General features: G+C 65.8%; 19 protein-coding genes and 1 pseudogene. 19 read left to right on the top strand and 1 reads right to left on the bottom strand.

The genetic code is table 11. From position 1 onward, the window contains the following. The 15 genes and pseudogenes from dnaB to K9L28_07140 form a co-directional block, all read left to right on the top strand. A partial coding sequence (gene dnaB, locus K9L28_07210) for a replicative DNA helicase (protein ID MCF7936110.1) occupies positions 1 to 823 on the top strand: 823 nt, incomplete at its 5' end. A 36-nt stretch (positions 824 to 859) separates the two neighbouring features. After that, the gene (locus tag K9L28_07205; GenBank protein ID MCF7936109.1) at positions 860 to 1,843 is read left to right on the top strand and encodes a ParB/RepB/Spo0J family partition protein; all 984 of its coding nucleotides are present in this window, start codon (positions 860 to 862) and stop codon (positions 1,841 to 1,843) included. A 7-nt stretch (positions 1,844 to 1,850) separates the two neighbouring features. Further along, entirely contained in the window at positions 1,851 to 3,704 is a 1,854-nt protein-coding gene (locus tag K9L28_07200) for an O-antigen ligase family protein (GenBank protein MCF7936108.1), read from the top strand. Between the two features lie 28 nt (positions 3,705 to 3,732). Further along, entirely contained in the window at positions 3,733 to 4,326 is a 594-nt protein-coding gene (locus K9L28_07195) for a type II secretion system GspH family protein (GenBank protein MCF7936107.1), read from the top strand. 37 nt (positions 4,327 to 4,363) lie between these two features. Then, positions 4,364 to 5,242: a general secretion pathway protein GspK gene (locus K9L28_07190; GenBank protein MCF7936106.1), complete on the top strand. Its 879-nt coding sequence runs from the start codon at positions 4,364 to 4,366 to the stop codon at positions 5,240 to 5,242. Positions 5,243 to 5,244: 2 nt separating this feature from the next. Further along, a complete protein-coding gene (locus K9L28_07185; GenBank protein ID MCF7936105.1) occupies positions 5,245 to 6,429 on the top strand; it encodes a hypothetical protein in 1,185 nt (394 codons plus the stop codon). Continuing rightward, complete coding sequence (locus tag K9L28_07180) at positions 6,426 to 6,932, top strand: hypothetical protein (GenBank protein ID MCF7936104.1); 507 nt, start codon at positions 6,426 to 6,428, stop codon at positions 6,930 to 6,932. The genes K9L28_07185 and K9L28_07180 overlap by 4 nt, the downstream gene beginning before the upstream one ends. Beyond that, the gene (locus K9L28_07175; GenBank protein MCF7936103.1) at positions 6,929 to 7,534 is read left to right on the top strand and encodes a hypothetical protein; all 606 of its coding nucleotides are present in this window, start codon (positions 6,929 to 6,931) and stop codon (positions 7,532 to 7,534) included. Before K9L28_07180 ends, K9L28_07175 begins: the two co-directional genes overlap by 4 nt. Then, positions 7,524 to 8,516, top strand: a complete 993-nt coding sequence (locus tag K9L28_07170) for a PDZ domain-containing protein (protein ID MCF7936102.1) — start codon at positions 7,524 to 7,526, stop codon at positions 8,514 to 8,516. The genes K9L28_07175 and K9L28_07170 overlap by 11 nt, the downstream gene beginning before the upstream one ends. Positions 8,517 to 8,523: 7 nt before the next feature. Beyond that, positions 8,524 to 8,886, top strand: a complete 363-nt coding sequence (locus tag K9L28_07165) for a type II secretion system GspH family protein (protein MCF7936101.1) — start codon at positions 8,524 to 8,526, stop codon at positions 8,884 to 8,886. A 24-nt stretch (positions 8,887 to 8,910) separates the two neighbouring features. Further along, on the top strand, positions 8,911 to 10,884 hold the full coding sequence (gspD, locus tag K9L28_07160; protein ID MCF7936100.1) for a type II secretion system secretin GspD: 1,974 nt from the start codon (positions 8,911 to 8,913) through the stop codon (positions 10,882 to 10,884). 38 nt (positions 10,885 to 10,922) lie between these two features. Continuing rightward, the gene (locus tag K9L28_07155) at positions 10,923 to 12,362 is read left to right on the top strand and encodes a GspE/PulE family protein (GenBank protein ID MCF7936099.1); all 1,440 of its coding nucleotides are present in this window, start codon (positions 10,923 to 10,925) and stop codon (positions 12,360 to 12,362) included. Positions 12,363 to 12,409: 47 nt separating this feature from the next. Beyond that, a complete protein-coding gene (locus K9L28_07150) occupies positions 12,410 to 13,525 on the top strand; it encodes a type II secretion system F family protein (protein ID MCF7936098.1) in 1,116 nt (371 codons plus the stop codon). Positions 13,526 to 13,581: 56 nt separating this feature from the next. After that, complete coding sequence (gspG, locus tag K9L28_07145) at positions 13,582 to 14,007, top strand: type II secretion system major pseudopilin GspG (protein ID MCF7936097.1); 426 nt, start codon at positions 13,582 to 13,584, stop codon at positions 14,005 to 14,007. 7 nt (positions 14,008 to 14,014) lie between these two features. Then, positions 14,015 to 14,098, top strand: a pseudogene (locus tag K9L28_07140) (prepilin-type N-terminal cleavage/methylation domain-containing protein). A gap of 453 nt (positions 14,099 to 14,551) precedes the next feature. On the opposite strand, the gene K9L28_07135 reads toward K9L28_07140, so the two are convergent. Then, a complete protein-coding gene (locus K9L28_07135) occupies positions 14,552 to 16,660 on the bottom strand; it encodes a glutamine synthetase III (GenBank protein MCF7936096.1) in 2,109 nt (702 codons plus the stop codon). 269 nt (positions 16,661 to 16,929) lie between these two features. Here K9L28_07135 and K9L28_07130 point away from each other — a divergent pair, with 269 nt between their 5' ends. From K9L28_07130 to K9L28_07115, 4 genes are all read left to right on the top strand, one after another. Then, the gene (locus K9L28_07130; GenBank protein MCF7936095.1) at positions 16,930 to 17,874 is read left to right on the top strand and encodes a hypothetical protein; all 945 of its coding nucleotides are present in this window, start codon (positions 16,930 to 16,932) and stop codon (positions 17,872 to 17,874) included. Next, positions 17,868 to 18,566, top strand: a complete 699-nt coding sequence (locus K9L28_07125; protein MCF7936094.1) for a YggS family pyridoxal phosphate-dependent enzyme — start codon at positions 17,868 to 17,870, stop codon at positions 18,564 to 18,566. Before K9L28_07130 ends, K9L28_07125 begins: the two co-directional genes overlap by 7 nt. A 5-nt stretch (positions 18,567 to 18,571) precedes the next feature. Then, complete coding sequence (locus K9L28_07120) at positions 18,572 to 18,991, top strand: cell division protein SepF (protein MCF7936093.1); 420 nt, start codon at positions 18,572 to 18,574, stop codon at positions 18,989 to 18,991. After that, positions 18,988 to 19,309 (top strand): DivIVA domain-containing protein (locus K9L28_07115; protein ID MCF7936092.1); only part of this gene is annotated, 322 nt, incomplete at its 3' end. The genes K9L28_07120 and K9L28_07115, both read left to right, overlap by 4 nt.

Genomic DNA, 19,309 nt, shown 5'->3' with positions numbered 1-19,309 from the left:
GAACTACCAGCGCGGCGAGCCTGTCACCGGTACCTCCACGGGCTTCACCGACTTCGACCGCATCACCGGCGGCATGCAGCCCGGCAGTCTCAACATCATTGCGGCCAGGCCTTCCATGGGGAAGACCGCCTTCGCCCTCAATCTGGCGCAGCACGCCGCCATCGCCAAGGGGAAGGCCTCGCTGATCTTCAGCCTCGAGATGAGCGCCGAGCAGCTGGTCCAGCGCCTGCTCGGCTCCGAGGCGAAGGTCAACATCCACGATCTGCGTTCGGGAACCTTCCACCAGAGCGCCTGGGACAAGCTGGCCGAGGCGGCCGGACGGCTGAGCGAATCGCCGATCTACATCGACGACAGCTCCGATCTGTCCACCCTGGAACTGCGGGCCCGCTGCCGGCGCTTCAAGTCGGTGGCCAAGGATATCGGACTCATCATCGTGGACTACCTGCAGCTGATGCGCCTCTCCCGGCGGACCGACAGCAAGCAGCAGGAGGTGGCCGAGATCTCCCGCGCCCTGAAGGGGGTCGCCAGGGAGCTCGACGTCCCCGTGATCGCCCTGTCGCAGCTCTCCCGGGCGGTGGAACAGCGGAACGACAAGCGGCCGCAGCTCTCGGACCTCCGTGACAGCGGCGCCATCGAGCAGGACGCCGATCTGGTGGTCCTGCTGTACAGACCCGGGTACTACGCCCCCAGCCCCGATCCCAACCAGGAGGATACCCGGGGCGAGGTGATCATCTCGAAGCACCGCAACGGCCCGACCGGAACCGTGCAGCTGGTCTTTCTCAAGGAGTACGCCCGGTTCAGCGGCGGGGATTTTTTCCATTAGTACGGGTACTCCAATGCGTGAGTTTACTGTTGTTTCATGCATCCGTCGGTGGGAAAATGCCTCATTGAAGACTCGCCGGGAGGAAATCCGATGGACCTGGTCCATTTTATGAAAACGGGGCGAACGCGATTGCACGAAGGTGACATGGAACTGCAGAATATAGAAACGGAACGCATTGTCGCCAATCCCAGACAGCCCAGACGACACTTCGACAGCGGGGCGCTGGAGGAGCTGGCGTCGTCGATCCGGTCGGTGGGCATCCTCCAGCCTCTGCTGGTGCGGGAGCGCGATGACGGGTACGAGCTGGTTGCCGGTGAGCGACGGCTCCGCGCCGCCAGGATGGCGGGGTTCGAGCGGGTCCCGGCGACGGTGATCCCCGCTTCGGACAGCGATCAGCAGCTCTTCGCCCTGGTGGAGAATATCCAGCGCCGCGACCTCTCCTCCATTGAGGAGGCACGCTGTTTCCGGGAGCTGCTTGACAGCACCGGGATCACCCAGAGCGCCCTGGCCCGCAGGCTGGGACGCTCCCAGGCGGCCATCGCCAACAAACTGCGGCTGCTGCAGCTGGATGGCGCCGTGCAGACGCTGGTGGAACAGGGCAGACTGGGGGAGCGGCACGCCCGGACCCTTCTGGGGCTTGATGCGGAGCAGCAGCGCCGGCTGGCCGAGGAGGCGGCGGACCGCGGCCTCTCCACGAACGCCCTGGACAAGCGGGTGAGGTCGCTGAAGGAACGGGACCACGCGCCGTCCCCGGAAGAGCAGGCGGCACCGCATGTGGAGACGCACAGAGAGGAGGACCCCGCTGTGCCCCAGGGAGGGGGCGAGGGGGAGTTCCTTCAGGAGCTGGTGCGTTTTATCGAAACGAAACAGGGCAGCGGGATGCCCATACGCTGGCAGGTCCGGGAGCTGGACCAGACCCACCTGGTGGTGGAACTGAACGTGCAGCTGCGGAAGGCGCCCCCCGAGACGCCGCCGGCGGAGAACGGAGGGGAAGCACCGTCTGAAGAGAAAGAGGAGTGATGCGCTGGTGGCCAAACGCAAATACGGGATGAAGGCATCCAAAGAGACAAGAAAGACCAAACGCGGGCGCACGGCACCGGAGGAGCCGCAGATCCTTCCGGCGGTTCCGGAACGACTCCTGGTCTACCTCGCTATCGTGAGCCTCGCCCTTCCCAACATCATCTTTTCGGGGACCTACTGGTTCCAGACCCTCCACCTGATGAAGTGGGTGGTGGCCATGACCCCGGTGGCCGTCATGGCTCTCGTCGGCGGCTACAGACTGATCCGCTACGGTCCCGGGCGGGTGGGATTCAGGCTCGAGGGATTCGGCTTTATCTGGTTCATACTCCTGCTCTACATCACCGTCCAGCCCTTCTGGGCGGACCTCACCTCGATCCCCACCTTTATCCGGGAGTGGTTTTTCTTCGCTTCCATGCTCGGGCTCTATCTCTTCTGCCGTTCGGCGGACCGCCAGGTGTGGAAGACCTGGCTGAAGTGGATCCTCCTCTTTGCCGGGCTCAACGCGGCGACGAACATGGTCTTCGCCGAACTCCAGGCACGGGATATGGTCTCGGGCATCCCCTTCATTGCCCAGACGCCGGGCCACTATATCGGCAATACGGGGCAGAAGAACATGTTCGGCCTCTGGTGCGCCATCTCGCTGCTGGGGCTCTTCTACCTCTGGCTCACCGAGACCTTCAAGGAGACCGGGAAGAGATCGCTCCATGTTGCCCACTGGCTCGCCATCGGTCTCATGCCCATGATCATCTGGGCGCTGCTCAATACCGGCAGCCGCTCGTCGATCCTCGCCTTCATCGGCGGGATCGTCATGCTGGTGGTGGGCCTCTGGCGGGCCGGACAGATGTGGCATCCCAGGAAGGTGATGAGCCTCCTGGTGCTGCTGCTGGTCGTCCTCGGCGGCATCGTCGTCACGGGCCACGGGATGGGCAAGTTCAAAGGCTTTCTGGAGATGGTCTCCGACCCGGGCCGCATCGGCGGCCGGAACGGCATCTGGGCCACCTCCTGGACCATGTTCGCCGAACAGCCCTGGGAGGGCGTCGGCCTGGGCCACTTCAAGCTCAACTACCTGGAGGCCCAGCGGAAGATGTTCGACCGCTTCGACGGCATGAAATGGCAGTTCACCAACTGGGCGCACAACGAGTATCTCCAGTGGTTCTGCGAGGCCGGTGTCGTCGGCGGGATGATCCTGGTGGGGCTGGTGCTCTGGTGGCTGATCTCCTACTTCCGGGCGCTGCTCAGACGTCAGGCGCTCTCGCTGGAGGCGATCTACGGCAACGCCCTGCTCTCGATGATCTGGTTCGACGCCCTCTGGACCCGGCCCTTCCACCGTATTGAGGATGCCCTGTGGCTCTCCTTCGGCTTTGCGCTGGCCAATCCCGAGCTGCTCCGCACCCCCAGACGGCTCGCGGAGCTGCTCCGGCGGCCGCTGCTGAACCGGACAATGGGCGTCGTCATGGTGGCGAGCGCTCTGATCGGGCTGGTGCTTCTGGGGCAGGGCATGGTGGCCGACAGGAAGCTGGCTGTGGCCGTCCGGACCAGGGAGGCCTCCACACAGCGCGGGCTGATCAAGGAATCCAGCGAGGCGCTGCTCTTCCGGGACAATGCCGAGCGGCAGATGGCCTACCACTACATCGCCCTGGGACAGGCCGCCGAGAACGAAAAGATCCTGAAAAGCGGCGTCGCCCGGCTCGACGCCTACTTCCGGAAGCGTCCGCACAGCCGCGAGCTGCGCCGGCTGATGAAGTACTACGGCATGCTGGGCGCGAAGGACCGGCTGCAGGAGCTGACCGACTATCTCAAACCGGGGAGCTACACCATCCGGAGGAAGCCGAAGGACTCGTCGGGACCCGACGGCTCCTGAGGCGGGCTCTGAAGGGGCCGCCCTGTCCATGAGAAGATCCGGGTTCACGCTGATCGAGATCATGGTGGTCATCGCCCTGGTGGGCGTGGTGGCCGCCGTCGGCTTCGCTCCCCTGGTGCACGTGGTCTCCCAGCTCCGCCGTGTGGAAACGGAGTTCGGAGGTCGTCAGGCCCAGCGGCTGGCGGCGCAGCAGATCGGCCGGGATCTGCGTCGGGCCACGCCGCCGCATCTCGACACGGCGCTGATCGTCCGGCACCGGGACAAGCTCGGCGGTGACGCCGACGACATGATTGCGGGGCTCAGCGTCCGCCGGACGGAACAGGGCAAGATCGCCGGCACGGTGGTCTACGCCGTGGTCCGGGAGCATCTGGTCCGGCGGATCGTTCCGGGGCTCTACCGGTGGTTCTTCCCCGGCGACAACCCGGCGCAGGTGGACCTGGAGGCCCTGGATCCCGAGGAGGGGGAGCTGGTGCTCCCCGATGTCACGGGGCTCCGGGTCCGGGTGCGGACCGGCGAGGAGTGGTCCGACGAATACCGGGGGGCCTATCCGGTGGGGGTCAGGATCGCCTTGCAGCGAGAGGGAGCACGAACGAGCTATGCCGTTGTCTTTCCGGATATCTAGCGCCCCCTTCCAGAAAAGGCGGTCCGGTTTCGTCCTGGTGGCCGTACTGCTGGCCTCGACGATCCTCATGACCGGGGCCGTGGCCTTCGCCTGGTTCAGCCGGGTGCAGATGAAGCGCCTCGAACGGGAGACCTTTGCGGTGCAGGCGCGGAGCGTGGCGCGGGTGGTGCTGCAGAACATCGGCCGCGGACTGGCGCTGGACAAGAACAACTACGACTCCATGCAGGAGGAGTGGTTCGGTGTCTTCCTGCTCCCCTTCGCCGACGGCTGGCAGGTCAAGCTCTCCCTCCAGCCGCTCAACGACAGGATCCCGGTGAACCAGCTCTTTCTCCCCGACGGCGAGACCCTGCGCCGGGAGATGCAGCACCCCTGGGAGGAAACCTGGAAACGCCTGGGGCGCACCGAGGCGGCGTCGATCCTCCTGGATTTCCTGGACACCAACACCGAGTCCCGTCTGGGCAGCTCGGAGCGGGAGTTCTTCCCCAACGGCCCCGTGGCGGACATCTCGCAGTTTATCGAATGTCCGGAGATCACCGAGGAGCTGCTCTACGGCGGGGAGAACGGAGCGAAGGGGCTGGCCGACTACGTGAGCCTCTGGTCCGACGGGACGGTGAACGTCAACATCGCCCCGGCCCATGTGCTGTCGCTGCTGGACAGCCGTCTGGACAGCCGGATCGCCGAATACATTGTCGAAGAGCGGAGCGACAGGCCGCTCCGTGACTGGAAGGATCTCGAGGTCGTGCCGGGGTATCCCCAGGAGCTGACCCCCCGACTGATGAACACCCTTGCCTTTACCAGCACCCACTTCGAGGTGCAGATGTATGTGGAGGGGTCCGGGGGGGGCAGACGGGCGTTCCGCGCCGTTCTGGCCAAGGATTCCCGGGGCGTTTCCCTGGTCCACTGGGAGGAAATGTGATCATGGATGCAGAGAACACGCTCTATATCCTGGAAGGAGAGCAGGTCTACCGCTCCGGAAGCGGGGAGCCCCTGGATCTCTCCCTGCGCCGAAACGGGGGGGTGATCCTCTATGGCTTCAGGACCCTCTCCCTCCATCCCTTCACCTTCCCCTTCCGGCATGTCAGCCGCATCCGCGAGGCGCTCACGCTGCAGCTGCAGCCGCTCTCGGGCGGTGCCCAGCGGATGGAGATCTTCCCCCTGATCACCGAGCGGCAGGGACAGGGGGTGTCGGGGGTTGCCTTCGTGGTGGCCCGGGAGGAACTGAACAGACTGGACCGCATCCTCGAACACTGGACGGGTGCGCTGGTCTGGCCGCTGCCGCTTCCCCTGGGAGCGGAGCTCGACCGCGGCGGGCTTGCCGTTGCGGCGGGCGAGGCCTACATCACCTCCATGCTCTTCGAAGAGGGGATCCCCCGGCTCTACCGGTGGCGGCCCCGAGCCGGGGAGACCCTCCAGCAGGAGGAGGAGACCCTGGTTGCTCTGGCCCGAGCCAACGGCATCGAGGTGGAGACCACGGCCACCTGCGATCTCGCCGGGGAGGACGATGGCTGTGTCGACCGGCTCGCCGCCGGCTGCAGGGCGCTGGAGGAGGACGAAAGGCTTCCCATCGGGGAGATGAACATCTCCTCCGCCGGGCTGCACGCCGTGCTGGCCACCGAGCATCTGCTGGCCTTTTCCAGAAAGGCGGCGCTGGTCCTGGCGGCGGTGGCCCTGGTCTTCGCCGGGACCGCCTTCTACTCCTGGAGCACCACCGACCGCCTGGTCGAGACAATCCGGCAGAATGCCGAAGCGCTGTACCGGGAGACCTTCCCGGGAAGCGGAACGGTCCGCGATCCCCTGAGCCAGGCCCGGGCCCGGCTGCAGGGAGACGAATCCCAGAGCCGGGGCGTGGCGGCCCAGCGTGTTCTGGCGGCGCTGGGGAACGCCTGGGGATCGCTGCCGGAGAACCACGATCTCCAGATGGAGTTCCTCCAGTACTCCCCGGAGGGCGCCGAGCTCCGGGGGACCGCAAGGGAGATGAATAATATCCGCTACCTCCGCGACAATCTGCAGGAGAACTTCCCGGAGACCCAGCTGGGCGACATCCAGCAGGTCCCGGGAGGCGAGCTGCGGTTCACCCTGAGTATCCGGTGGTCCCAGTCATGAACCAGGACTTGCGGGAACAGCTCCAGCGGATACGGCACTTCCTTACCAGCACGCCCGAGGCGCGGCGGCTGGCGCTCATCCTCCTGGCCGTGCTGGTGGCCTTTGTGGCCGGCAGCTCCTTCATGGGCAGAGCGGAGGACGCCGCGGCCCGCGTGGAACTCCAGGAGCGTCGGTTCGACCGACTGGTGCAGGTGGTCGAGCAGTACAAGAACCAGCAGGGAGGGGCTGCCGACAACGGAGCCGCCGGCGAGATCGACGATCCTCTGGGAACGGTGTCGGCCATCCTCGAGGAGGTGGGTGTGAAATCGGCGGTCCAGCAGCTCTCCAGCACCCGGCGGGGGATCTCGCTGGAGCTGCAGGGGCTCTACGGCGACGGGGTGCTCGGCCTGCTCCGCGGTGTGCGGGACCGGGGCTTTCTGGTCGCCGGGCTGACCCTCCGGAGCACCCGGACCGAAGGAGAACGGCTCTACATGATGCAGATGCTTCTCGAGGTGCGCCAATGAAACGGTGGATGCTGTGGGTCGGCGGGATAGCCGGGCTGCTCTGTGTCGCCCTGTTCAGCTTTCTTGTCTTTTTCCCCTGGGCCCGGGTGACCGAATACGCCTTCTACAGAGGGGCGGGCACGGCGGCGGAGCAAGGGATCTACGCCGAGGTGGGCCAGGTGGAGGCCCAGGGGCTGGTGGTGCCGGAGATCGCCCTGCGGGCGCTCCGGGTCAGGACGCCCGTGGGCGAGGTGCGGCTGCAGCGGCTGGCCGTCCATCCCAAACCCCTGCTGAGCCTGCTGCAGCGACGGCTTGTGGCGGAGGTGACCCTCGGCCCGGGGCGGCTGGCCCTCTTCGGAGGCCGGGAGATGGGGTGGGACAACGGCATCTTCCTGGCCGGCGTGCGGCCGGGCAGACTCTCCTTCGGGGACATGCGCATCCGGGGCGAACTGGCCGTGCAGGGGCATACCGAGATCCTTCTCGACGGTCCCAGGTTCGGCGAGAGCGCCCTGGAGATCAGCGCGCCGGAGCAGTTCGATACCCTGTTCCAGGCCGCAGCGATGCAGATGCCCCTGACCCGGACCGACTCGGGGGAGTGGAGGCTGGAGCGCCATGTTCAATAGACTGATCCAGAGGGTACGGGGGAACCAGTGGTTCCGCCGCCTTTCCTTCAAGAGCATCGCCCGGAACAGCGAGCTGGTGGAGCGGCTGGTCTGGGGGACGTTGCTGATTCTCCTCGCCTGGACCGTCGGGTGGTCCGGCGCCACGCTGCTGGCCGACATGCTGGAACGGCCCATCATCGAAGCCAGGCGGACGGGCATCCTGGCGGCGCCGCCGGAACAGCAGAGCGGCCGGGAGAACACCCTTCCGCTGGGGCTGTCCAAGTTTGTCGTCAAAGAGCCCTTCGGCGTGGCCCCCCATCCCGAGAAGGAACCGGAGCCCAGACAGGAGAAGCCTGCCGACAGGGAACCGGAGATCGTTCCCCTCAAGGACCTGCTCCTCGCCGGGACACTGCCCGGCGTGGGGGCCTGGGTCAGGGAAGGCAAGGGGATATCCCTGGTGTTGCTGGGCGACACCATTCAGGGCTACCGCCTCGACGAGGTCTTTCTGACCTATGCCATGCTCTCCCGGGACAACGAAAGCTACATCCTCCACTACAGCGCCTCCGGGGAGCGTGCCAAGGGAGCCGATTCCTCCGGAAGCAACAACGATTCCTCGGCACAGAAGCGGAGGGCCGAGGCGGAAAACGAGAACTTCGGCGAGCAGGTGCAGGCGCCCTCGTCGGGACAGGCCGGCGTTGTGGCCCGGGACCTGGTGAACAATCTGCTCATGAATCCCATGGATGAGCTGAATAAGGTCCGGCTGGTCCCCAGGATTGAGGACGGCAAGCCCGCCGGCATCGAGGTGCGGAGCCTCCAGGACGACAGCGTCCTCTCCGCGCTGGGTGTCCAGCCCAAGGACGTAGTGCAGGCCATCAACGGTGTTCCGCTGCGCAACATGGGGGACGTGATGAACGCCGTCAACTCCATGATGAACGGGAGCAAGTTCGAGGTGACCGTACTGCGGGACGGCAGCCCCCAGGAGCTCGACTATGTGGTCAGATAAATGGCGGTTGGCAAAGAGGGCCCCAGGCTGGTACACCTGTAGACAGCACGGAAGGCAGGGTTTCACCCTGATCGAGGTGCTGGCGGCCGTGGCGATCCTCTCCCTCGTGGCGACGGCGGGGCTACGGCTGAGCATCGTCTCGCAGCAGGCCGTCACGGCCGTGAAGGAACAGCAGCAGGTGCTGGAGGCCGCGAAAGCCCTGCAGATGGACTTTCTCACCACCCGTGTGGCCGACCGGGGAACCAGCGGCGATGTAGAATGGGAGACGGAGCAGGAGACCCAGGATGTCTTCGGCGGCATGTGGCAGCTGGAGTACCGACGACTGCAGGTCCGCTCGGGAACCAGGAGCGTTACGCTGTTCCTGCCGTAACCAACTTGTATAGGAGGATGGACGATGCGACTGTTTCCGCGTACCGGGGGTTTGGCGACACTGGCGATACTGATTGCCGCGCTGCTCGTGCTACAGAGCGCCCCCCTCGATGCACAGGAACCTCTGCAGGACGAGCAGAAGCTTGTCCGCGCCGCCCGGGCGATGCGGGAGACCGGCAGGGTGGAATTCAACTTCAAGGATCTTGACATCATCAAGTTCATCCGCTTCATGTCCGAGCTCACGCGGGAGAATATCGTCGTCGACCCCTCCGTGAAGGGCGAGGTAACGCTGATCTCGCAGCGGCCGCTCACCATCAAGCAGGCCAAACAGGTGATGCTCTCGGTGCTGGAGATGAACGGTCTCTCGCTGCAGCGCATGGGCGGCGGCTACAGCAAGGTGGTGCCGGCCAAGTACGGCCCCAGCACGGAGAACGAGGTCCGCAAGGGCAAACAGGGCCCCGGCTACGGCGAGGAGGAGGTCGTGCAGGTGGTGCCCCTGGAGTACGTGAGCGCCGAATTCGCCATCAACGCCATCAAGGCCTCCGGGCGGCACCTGAAGCTGCAGCTCACGCCCATCGGCTCCGGGCGGAGTCTGCTGCTCTCCGGCAAGGCCACCGACGTGCAGCAGGCGGTCAGCGTGCTCCACGCCGTGGACGTGTCGGGCAGCATCAAGCGCACCGAGGCGGTGAAGGTGCAGCATACGGCCCCCAATCTGATCGCCGGCCATCTCTCGCAGATCGCCAAGGACAGCACCTCCCCCCTGGCGGGACTGCAGGCCATCGCCGACGATGCCAGCCGGAAGGTGGTGCTGGTGGGCGACAACACGGCGCTGCGGGAGGCGCGGAAGATCATCGGCGAGCTGGATGTGCCCTCCAGCGCCGGCAACTTCCACGTCTACCCCGTGAGCAACGCCGACGCCACCCAGGTGGCCGAACAGCTCAGCCAGATCATGTCCGTGCAGGCCAAGCTGAACCCCGACAAGGAGGGGAACTTCCCTTCCACCGTGGTGGCGGACAAGCCCACCAATTCGCTGATCTTCGCCGCGCCGCCCCAGCAGTACGAAAGCATCGTGGAGATCATCGAGAAGATCGACGTCCAGCCCAAACAGGTGATGCTCCGCGGGCTGGTGGCGGAGGTGAACCTCACCAACCTGAAAAACGCCGGCGTCGACTGGGCCACCTGGGGCGGTTCCGTGGAGGGCGACGCCATTGTCGCCGGCCAGGCCCTGATGGGCGACACCCAGGGCGTGCCGGGAACCTTCATCGACTGGTTCCAGGAGCTCACCAAGAAAGAGGAGAAGACCTACGACAGCGACGGCGATCTGGTAGACACCACCACCGTCTACGAAGGCAAGGCGCTGATCTACTCCTACATCAGGCTGCTGCGGAAGTACGACGCCATCAACGTGCTCTCAATGCCGCGGCTCCTCTGCACGGACAACCAGGAGAGCACCCTGCAGGTCGGTCAGGTGATCCCCCAGCTGAAGACCTCCACCTCCGACAGCTCCAACCCCAGCGCCGTCCAGAACAGCTACGAGTACAAGGACACCGGTCTGATCATCAAGGTTACCCCCCACGTGCGCGGCGGCGACCTGGTGGCCCTGGATATCGAACAGCGCACCGAGGACGTCCTCACCGCCCAGACCTCCACCACGCCGGTGACGGCCAAGCGGGAGATCAACACCTCCGTGATGGTGGGCGACGGGCAGACCGTCATCCTCGGCGGCCTGATCAAGGAGGCCGAGAAGAGCATGAAGAGCCGGGTGCCCGGGCTCTCCTACATCCCCCTGATCGGCAACCTCTTCACCAGCACAACCAGACAGCGGGAGAAGATCGACCTGATGATCTTCCTGACGCCCTATATCCTGGAAACCCCCCAGGACGTCAGCGACTACACCCAGAAGGCTACCCAGAACAACAGGCAGCCCATGAGCGAGTCGGAGGCCAAGGTGCAGCAGCGTCTCGAAGAACTGTACTACGAAGCGGTGAACCAGCAGTGACAGTCCGGCAGCTTCCGTCGGCCGACCGGGTCATCCAGATGCTTCCCGACTCGGTGAGCCTCGACTACCTGCGGCAGCACTCGATCTGCCCCGTAGAGGACGACGGCGAGATGCTCACCGTCGCCGTGGCGTCCATGGATCAGTTCGCCCTGGCCCAGCTGCTCGGAGCGGCGTCCGGCAAGGCTGTGGATGTGGCCACCTTCTCCCGGGAGGAGATCGACACGCTGGTCCGGTCGCTCTACGACCTCAAAAGCGGCCTGGAGGAGGAGAACTACCGGGAGATCGAAGAGGTGGACGACCTCAACAGCCTGGTCCGCGAGGATGTCCTGAGCGACTCGGTGGACGCGCCGGTCATCAAGCTGGTGAACGGTCTGATCCGGGAGGCGCTGAAGGAGCGGGCCACGGACATCCATTTCGAGCCCTACGAGAACGAGGTGATCGTCCGCTACCGCATCGACGGCGTCCTCCACGAGAAGATGCGGCTGCCCAAGGGGCACCAGGCGCCGCTGTCCAGCCGCGTGAAGGTGATGGCGCGGATGGACATCGCCGACCGCTTTGTGCCCCAGGACGGCAGGATCGGCATCACCATCGGCGATCGGGCGGTGGACATCCGCGTCGGGTCCATCCCCACCCAGCACGGGGAGCGCCTCGCGCTGCGGCTGCTGGACAAGAGCCAGGGGCTGCTGACCCTGGAGGACCTCGGCATGAGCGGCGAGGAATCCGCGAAGATGAGCGAGATCATCAAACATCCCTACGGCATGATCCTGCTCACCGGTCCCACCGGCTCGGGGAAGTCCACCACCCTCTACGCCATCCTGCAGGAGCTGGCCAGCCCCGACGTGAACATCATCACCGTGGAGGATCCGGTGGAGTACGACGTCCCCGGCATCTCCCAGATCCAGGTCAACGAGAAGGCCGGCGTCACCTTCGCCTCGTCGCTGCGGGCCATCCTGCGCCAGGACCCCGACATCGTCATGGTCGGCGAGATGCGGGACTACGACACCGCCCATATCGGCGTGCAGGCCTCCCTGACGGGCCACCTGGTGCTCTCAACGCTGCACACCAACGACTCCTGCAGCGCCGTGGTCCGGCTGACCGACATGGGGCTGGAACCCTATCTGGTGGCCGGCTCGCTGCTCGGCGTGGTGGCCCAGCGGCTGGCCCGCCGGATCTGTCCCTACTGCAGGGAGGCCGTGACGCCGCCGCCGATCCTGCGCGACAGCGTCGAACGGGCCTACCGGGGGCGCGGCTGCGAGCACTGCCACGGCACGGGCTACCGCGGCCGGGTGGGGCTCTACGAGGAGCTGATGATCACGCCTGAGCTGCAGGACGCCGTGGCCCACGGGACCAACGCCGTGGAGCTCAAGCGCATCGCGGCCAGAGGCGGCTTCAAGACCCTCTGGGAGATCGGTCTCCAGCGCCTCAGCGAGGGGATCACCTCGCCCGAAGAACTGCTCCGGGTCGTCGGGGAGGCCTGACCGCCGTGCCTACCTACCGCTACAACGCCTACGACAGCAAGGGGAAGATGCAGACCGGCTATGCCGAGGCCGCCTCGCAGTCGGCGCTGGTCCAGCAGCTGGAAGCCAGGGGACTCATCGTGGTGGAGGCCCGGGAGGAGCAGCAGCAGACCCGACGGCGCCTCAAGCCGCTCTCTCTGGAGGGGCACAGCTTCTTCTGCACCAGCCTGGTGGGCTACCTCAAGGGCGGCCTGACGCTGCTGGATGCGCTGAATCTGCTGGGCAAGCAGTCGCCGGACAAACGGCTGCGCACGGCCTACATCGGTCTCTACGAATCGGTGCAGGAGGGGCGCAAGCTCTCGGCGGCCATGCGGGAGCTGGGCATCTTCCGGGACGGTCTGGTGGGCATGGTGGAGTCCGGCGAGCAGAGCGGATCGCTGGTGCAGATCCTGGAGCGTGCCGGGGAGCTCTACCATCTCGAGCTGGGGCTGCGGCGGAAGGTGGAAGGGGCGCTGACCTACCCGCTGATCATGCTGGTGGTCGGTCTGGGGGTGGTGGTCTTCCTGCTTTCCTATGTGGTGCCCAAACTGACCACCCTCTTCGAGGACATGGGGCAGGCCCTGCCGCTGCCCACCCGGATCCTGCTGGTGATCTCCGATACCGTACGAGCCGGGCTGATCCCGGCCCTCGTCGTCCTGTTGCTGCTGTTTTTCTACCGGAAACGCAGGAAGGGGGGCAAACGCCGGGTGCTGCCCTTCCTGCGTCGCCTGCGGGAGCGGATCACCATCTCGCTGATCTTCTCCCATCTGTCCACGCTGCTGGAGGCGGGGATCCCTCTGGTCCAGGGTCTGCGGCTGGTGGCCGCCATGGATCCCAACCGGCAGCGCTGGGAGGCCATCGAGGAGCAGGTCCGCAAGGGCTACCGCTTCGCCTCGGCGCTGGAGCAGCAGGGCGAGTTTCAGGAGGATGTGGTCTACATGATCCGCGTCGGCGAGTTCGGCGGGGACCTGGAGGGCGCCCTCCGCCGGACCGGCGAGAACAACTGGGCCATGGCCCAGTCCCGCATGGAGCGGCTGGCCAACCTGGTGGAGCCCGCCATCGTCCTCTTTCTGGGATCGGTGGTGGGTTTTGTGGTGCTGGCGGTGCTCCTGCCGATCTTCGATATCTCGAGTCTTGTGCGATAACCCGTGCAGGTTGTGCAGAGAGTGGCTTGATAAAATCTTCTGGAGGTGGATGTGTCATGCACCAGCGTAGCCGACGCAGAGGCTTTACCCTTGTGGAAATCATGGTTGTGGTCGTCATCATGGGACTCCTGGCGGCCCTTGTGGTCCCGCGGATTGTCGGCCGCGGCGAGGAGGCGAAACGCACGGCCGCGGAGATGCAGCTGAAGGAGATCGAGCAGAGCCTGGATCTCTTCAAGCTGGACAACGGCTTCTATCCCAGCACCGAGCAGGGGCTGGAGGCTTTGGTCTCCAAACCCGATCTGCCCCCCGAGCCGAACAACTACCCCGACGGGGGATATATGAAAAAGACCCCCACCGACCCCTGGGGCAACCCCTATGTCTACCGGAACCCCGGGGAGCATGGGGACTACGATCTCTTCTCCTACGGGCCCGACGGTGAAGAGGGGGGCGAAGGGGACAACGCCGACGTCACCAACTGGTAGGTCTCCCATGCGGCGGGGATTCACGCTTGTGGAGATCATGGTGGTGGTGGTCATCATCGGCGTCCTGGCCGCCCTGGCCCTGCCGCGGCTCACCTTCGGCCGGCGCGATCCCTTCCTGGATCTCCAGCGGACCGTCACCGCCGTCTCCGAGAGGGCGGTGGACACGGGGCGGGAGCTGCGCCTCCTGGTGCAGAAGGGGAAACTCACCGTCCAGGTGCGGCGGGAGGGCGAGCTCCGGAGGGAGAACGCCGAGCCCGGCCTCCGGTGGAAGAAGGTGGAGCTGGAGGTTGTGCCCCCCTACGAGGGCTGGGCCCCTGCCGCCGAGGAGACCCAGTGCTACTGCTACCCCGAAGGAGGCTGCACCCCCTGGAAGGTGACCTGGCGCTCCGGACCGGCTTCGGACGCACGGGCCTTTCTCATCGCCGCCACGGGGTTTGTCCTGGAGCGGAATGAAGAGGGGTTCCTGTCAACCTACTGAAACACCACGCGGGAGGGAGCGGCTCGACAGGCCGCCCCCTCCCGCGCTCTGTTCGGCGATCTGCCGCTAGCGCATCGTCACCAGATCCCGCTTGCGGGGGAAGGGCCAGGAGGAGCCGGGGACCAGCTCCTCGCAGTTCCGGCAGAGGCTGCTGATGTGTTCCATCACCGGCAGCGCCTGCAGGGTCAGCTCTTCGGCCTTCTCCTGCAGGCCGAGTCCCTCGCAGCGTTCGCGGAGGGAGTCCAGGGAGTCCACCTGATCGAGCAGCTCCTCCCGCAGCGAGGCCTTCCGTTTCAGCGCCGCCTTGCCCACCTCCTTGGGGGCCTCGTGGGGCAGCTGCTGCAGCAGCTGCGATTCCTCCAGCAGATGCCGCGACAGCGACGGCAGGATCTGTTCCCGCACCATCGAGGCGAGGACGTTCATGTCGATCTCCAGGATCGTGGCGTACTGCTCCAGCCGGGTCTCGTAGAACGAGAAGATCTCCCGGTCCGTCATGATCCCCATGTCCACCAGCAGCTGGCGGTTCTGGGGCTCCACGTAGAGCTGGAGTCCCTCCGGGGTGGTCTGGGCGATGGGGAGGCCCCGTCGCGTCGCCTCCTCCACCCACTCCGGCGTGTAGCAGTTGCCCTCGAACCGGACGTTGCGGCTCTCCTGGGTGGCGTAGCGCAGCGCTTCCAGGGTGGCCTCCTGGATCTCCATCTGCTCCGACTGCGCTTCGATCCGCCGGGTGATCTCCTCGATCCCCCAGGACCAGATGGCGAAGAGCACCAGCAGCGGCCCGGAGATCGACTGGGGTGCGCCGGGGGCGCGGAACTCGAACTTGTTGCCCGTGAAGGCGATTGGCGCCGTGCGGTTCCGGTCGGTGTTCTCCATCCGGATCGCCGGGAGCTGTTTGAGGCCGTGGTCGAGATCCTTCCACAGCGAGAAGTCCTCGGGGACACCCCCTTCGATCTCCTCCAGGAGACCGGTGATCAGCTCGCCCAGGTAGAGGCTCATGATCGCCGGGGGCGCCTCGTTGCCGCCGAGACGGTGCATGTTGCCCGGAGTGGCGATGGAAGCCCGCAGCAGCCCTCCGTACCGGGCGAGCCCCAGGGCCAGGGCGGCCACGAAGGAGAGGAACTGGAGGCTCTTCTTCTGGTTGTTCCCCACCGGCGGCTGGAGGATGTTCCGCCCCTCGCTGTCCTGGAGCGAGAAGTTGATGTGCTTGCCGCTCCCGTTGAGCTCGCTGAAGGGCTTCTCGTGCAGCAGCAGCCGGAAACCGTGGTTCCGGGCGATCTTGCGCATGGTGGTCATCATGATCTGGTTCTGGTCACAGGCCAGGTTCGCCTCGGCGAAATGGGGGGCGAACTCGAACTGTCCCGGGGCCACCTCGTTGTGTCTGGTCCGGATGACGATCCCCAGTTTGGACAGCTCCTGCTCGCACTCCTCCATGAAGGTCAGCACCCTGGGGTGGATGGAGCCGAAGTAGTGGTCCTCCATCTGCTGGCCCTTCGGCGGCGGAGAGCCCAGAACGGTGCGGCCGCAGTAGATGAGGTCGGGGCGCTGCTGGGCCAGCTCCTCGGCCACCAGGAAGTACTCCTGCTCCGCCCCCACCGTGGCGTGCACCCGCTTGACGCCCCTGTTGCCGAAGAGCTTGAGGAGTCTGTAGGCTCGGTCCTCCAGGGCCGTGATAGACTTGATCAGCGGGGTCTTCATGTCCAGCGGCGTGCCGTCGTAGGAGAGGAAGATCGAGGGGATGCAGAGGGTGCCGCCCCGTTCGCTCTGGATCACGAAGGCGGGACTGGTGGGATCCCAGGCGGTGTAGCCCCTGGCCTCGAAGGTGGAGCGCATGCCGCCCGAGGGCAGCGACGAGGCGTCGGGTTCGCTCTGGATGAGCTCCGACGCGGAGAAGGACTCCAGGGGGAAGCCCTGATCGTCCAGGTTGAGGAAGGCCATGTGCTTCTCGGCGGTCATCTCCGTGCGCGGATGGAACCAGTGGGTGTAGTGGGTGGCCCCCTTGCCGATGGCCCATTCCTTCATCGCCGCAGCGACGATGCCGGCGATAGAGCTGTCCAGATTCTCCTTTCCTTCCGTGGCAGCGATCAGCTTTTCGTAGACCTCCTTGGGGAGGCGTTCGCCCATTGCCCGTCTGTGGAATACATAGGTCGCAAAGCTTGCCGATGGTCGTTCCGTCATGCCCGACACCTCCATGGGGCCCTGTGGAGCCCCAGTCTGGAATATGGAGGCATTATACACCCTGAGCGGTCGGTGTAAAGCAGAAATTTCGGAAAAATTTTGCATCGATCTTCCAATCGGGGCTTTTTCGCAATCAAAACCCGGGCAGCATGCAGGATGCATCCCGACGAGGCCGTCCCCCGGGGCGGCCATGCAAAAGAGAGGAGCTCCGTGTATCATAGGATGGGACCGAAACAGCATGAGTGCGTACGGATGGGGTGACAGCCGGCGTGAAGGGAAGGGATGACGGGAAGAGAGCGGTGCTCCGTCCGAGGGGGATCATCTACTGGGGCATCGCCGCGGCGATCGTCCTCTCCGGTGCCTGGCTCTTTCTTGCCTGGCAGGGCCACTACAGAGCGATCCATCCCGAGATCACCTGGGCCACCCCCTGGATCTACGAGGAGCGGCACACCCTGGAGATCGCCCTGGTGTGGCGCGAAGAGGTGATCGCCGCCCCCATGGACGGCATGGTCCGCTACAGGGGAGCACGCTTCCCGCGGCGGGTCCGGAAGGGGGAAGCGCTGGCCACCGTGGCGACCTCCGGGGAATCGGTGGTGGTCAGGGCCCCGTCGGCGGGATACTGGACGCGCAGCCTCGACGGGGAGGAGGAGCGCTGGACCTACAGCTATCTCTGGCGCGAATGCCGGGACATACCGGACCCGCCGGCACCGCGACGGGTCGAGGAGGGCAGGGTGCGCCGCGGCGATCCCCTGGGGAAGATCGTGGTGCTGCCCCAGGAGCTGCGGGGCGTGGTCTACGTTCCGGCCACGCCGTCCCTGCTGCGGAGCCTCCGGGAGGGCTCGCTGTTGGTTCTCCCCTGGGAAGAAGGGCAGCCTGTCAAGGCGACGGTGCGCATCGCCCTGGAGAAGGGACTGCGGCGGAAGGTGCTCTGCGCGCTCCCCCTCTTTCCCGTTTCCTTTGTGCCGCAGCGCGTGCACTCCTGGATCATCCAGGGCAGCCCGAAACGGGGCGTGCGGATCCCCCAGAGTGCGGTGACCATCCGTTCGGGGCGGCGTGGGGTCTTTGTGGTCACCGGGGCGGAGGCGGTCTTCCGCGAGGTGGAGGGGACGTCGGTCTCCAGAGAGGATTTTCTTGTGACACAGGGGCTCTCGCCGGGGGAGATCGTGCTCGAGGACGCCGGGCGGGGGCGGGAAGGGAGAATCAAGTTATGGTAATATCGGTACCAGAGCGGGTGGAGTGGGTCCGCGAACGGATTGACCTTGCCTGTGAGCGTTGCGGGCGGCATCGGGAGGAGATCACCGTTGTCGCCGCCTCCAAATACCAGTCCATGGAGAGGATGCAAGCTGTCGCCGAAGCGGGGATCCGGATCTTCGGCGAGAACCGCGTGCAGGAGGCGCTGTCCAAACAGGAGGAGTGGTCCGGCGATCTTCCTCCGGTGGAGTGGCATCTTCTGGGGCATCTCCAGCGGAACAAGGCCAGGAAGGCGGTGCCCTCCTTCGCACTCATCCAGAGCCTGGACTCGCAGCGGCTCGCCGACAGGCTGCAGCAGCTGGCCGGGGAATACGGGACGGTGGAGGTTCTGGTGGAGGTGAATACAAGCGGGGAATCGGCGAAGCACGGGATAGCGCCCGGGGAGTCCGACAGGCTCTTCGAGCATCTCCTCCGGGAGTGCCCGGGGATTTCCCCGCGCGGACTGATGACCGTAGGGCCCCTGACAGGGGACGACGCCGAGACATCCCGGGCCTTCGGGCTTCTCCGCAGGGAAGGAGAGCGGCTGGCGGAACGCTTCGGCCTCTCCCTGCCGATCCTCTCCATGGGGATGAGCGGCGACTTCGAGTGCGCCATCGAGGAGGGGAGTACCATGGTCAGGTTGGGAAGCGTTCTATTCGGACCACGGGGAGGATAAAAGGCGTGCTGGCGAGATTGCTGGTGAAACTGGGCATCCTCGAGGAGATCGAGGAGTTCGAGGAGCCCGTGGAACAGAAGAAATCGCGGAAGCGGCGCGACGCGAAGCCGCCGGAGCCGCAGGTGCCGCCGGAACCGGAGGAAGTCGGGCCTGCACTGGTGATCTGTCGCGGCGATGAGTGCGTCCGCCGGGCCGAGGAGCTTGTGGACGCCCTCCACCAGGGCCGGCTGGTCCTCGTCGACCTGCGCGGCGTGGCCCGGCAGCCGGGGCAGCAGACCCTGGACGGCATCTGCAAGGCGGCCTTCGCCCTGAAGGGTTCGGTGACCCGGGCGGCCCCGGGGGTCTTTCTGGCCATCCCGGACAACGAGCTCGTGGAGGAATGGGAGAGCGGCGCGCAGACCCGGGGAGAGGGGGGGCAACCGTGACGGAGCTTCTGACGGCCATGGATGTGGCGAACCAGCAGTTCAGAAGGTCCCTCCGAGGCTACGATCCTCGGGATGTGGACGAGTTCCTCGACAGGGTCTCCGAGACGATCCACGCCTACGCCGAACAGTACCGGGAGGAAAAGCGGCGGGCGGAACGGCTGGAGGAGCAGATCAGCGAATACACGGAGCTCAAGGACTCCCTGCAGGATGCGCTGGTGATGGCGCAGCAGAGCGCCGAGGAGCGGGTGAAATCGGCGGAACATCAGGCGTCCACCATCGTCGAGGAGGCCCAGTCCAGAGCGGAACGGCTGGTGACGG

Source organism: Synergistales bacterium (assembly GCA_021736445.1).
Taxonomy (GTDB): domain Bacteria; phylum Synergistota; class Synergistia; order Synergistales; family Aminiphilaceae; genus JAIPGA01.
Note: the sequence above shows the minus strand (reverse complement) of the source record. Positions and strands in the feature narration are given on the sequence as shown.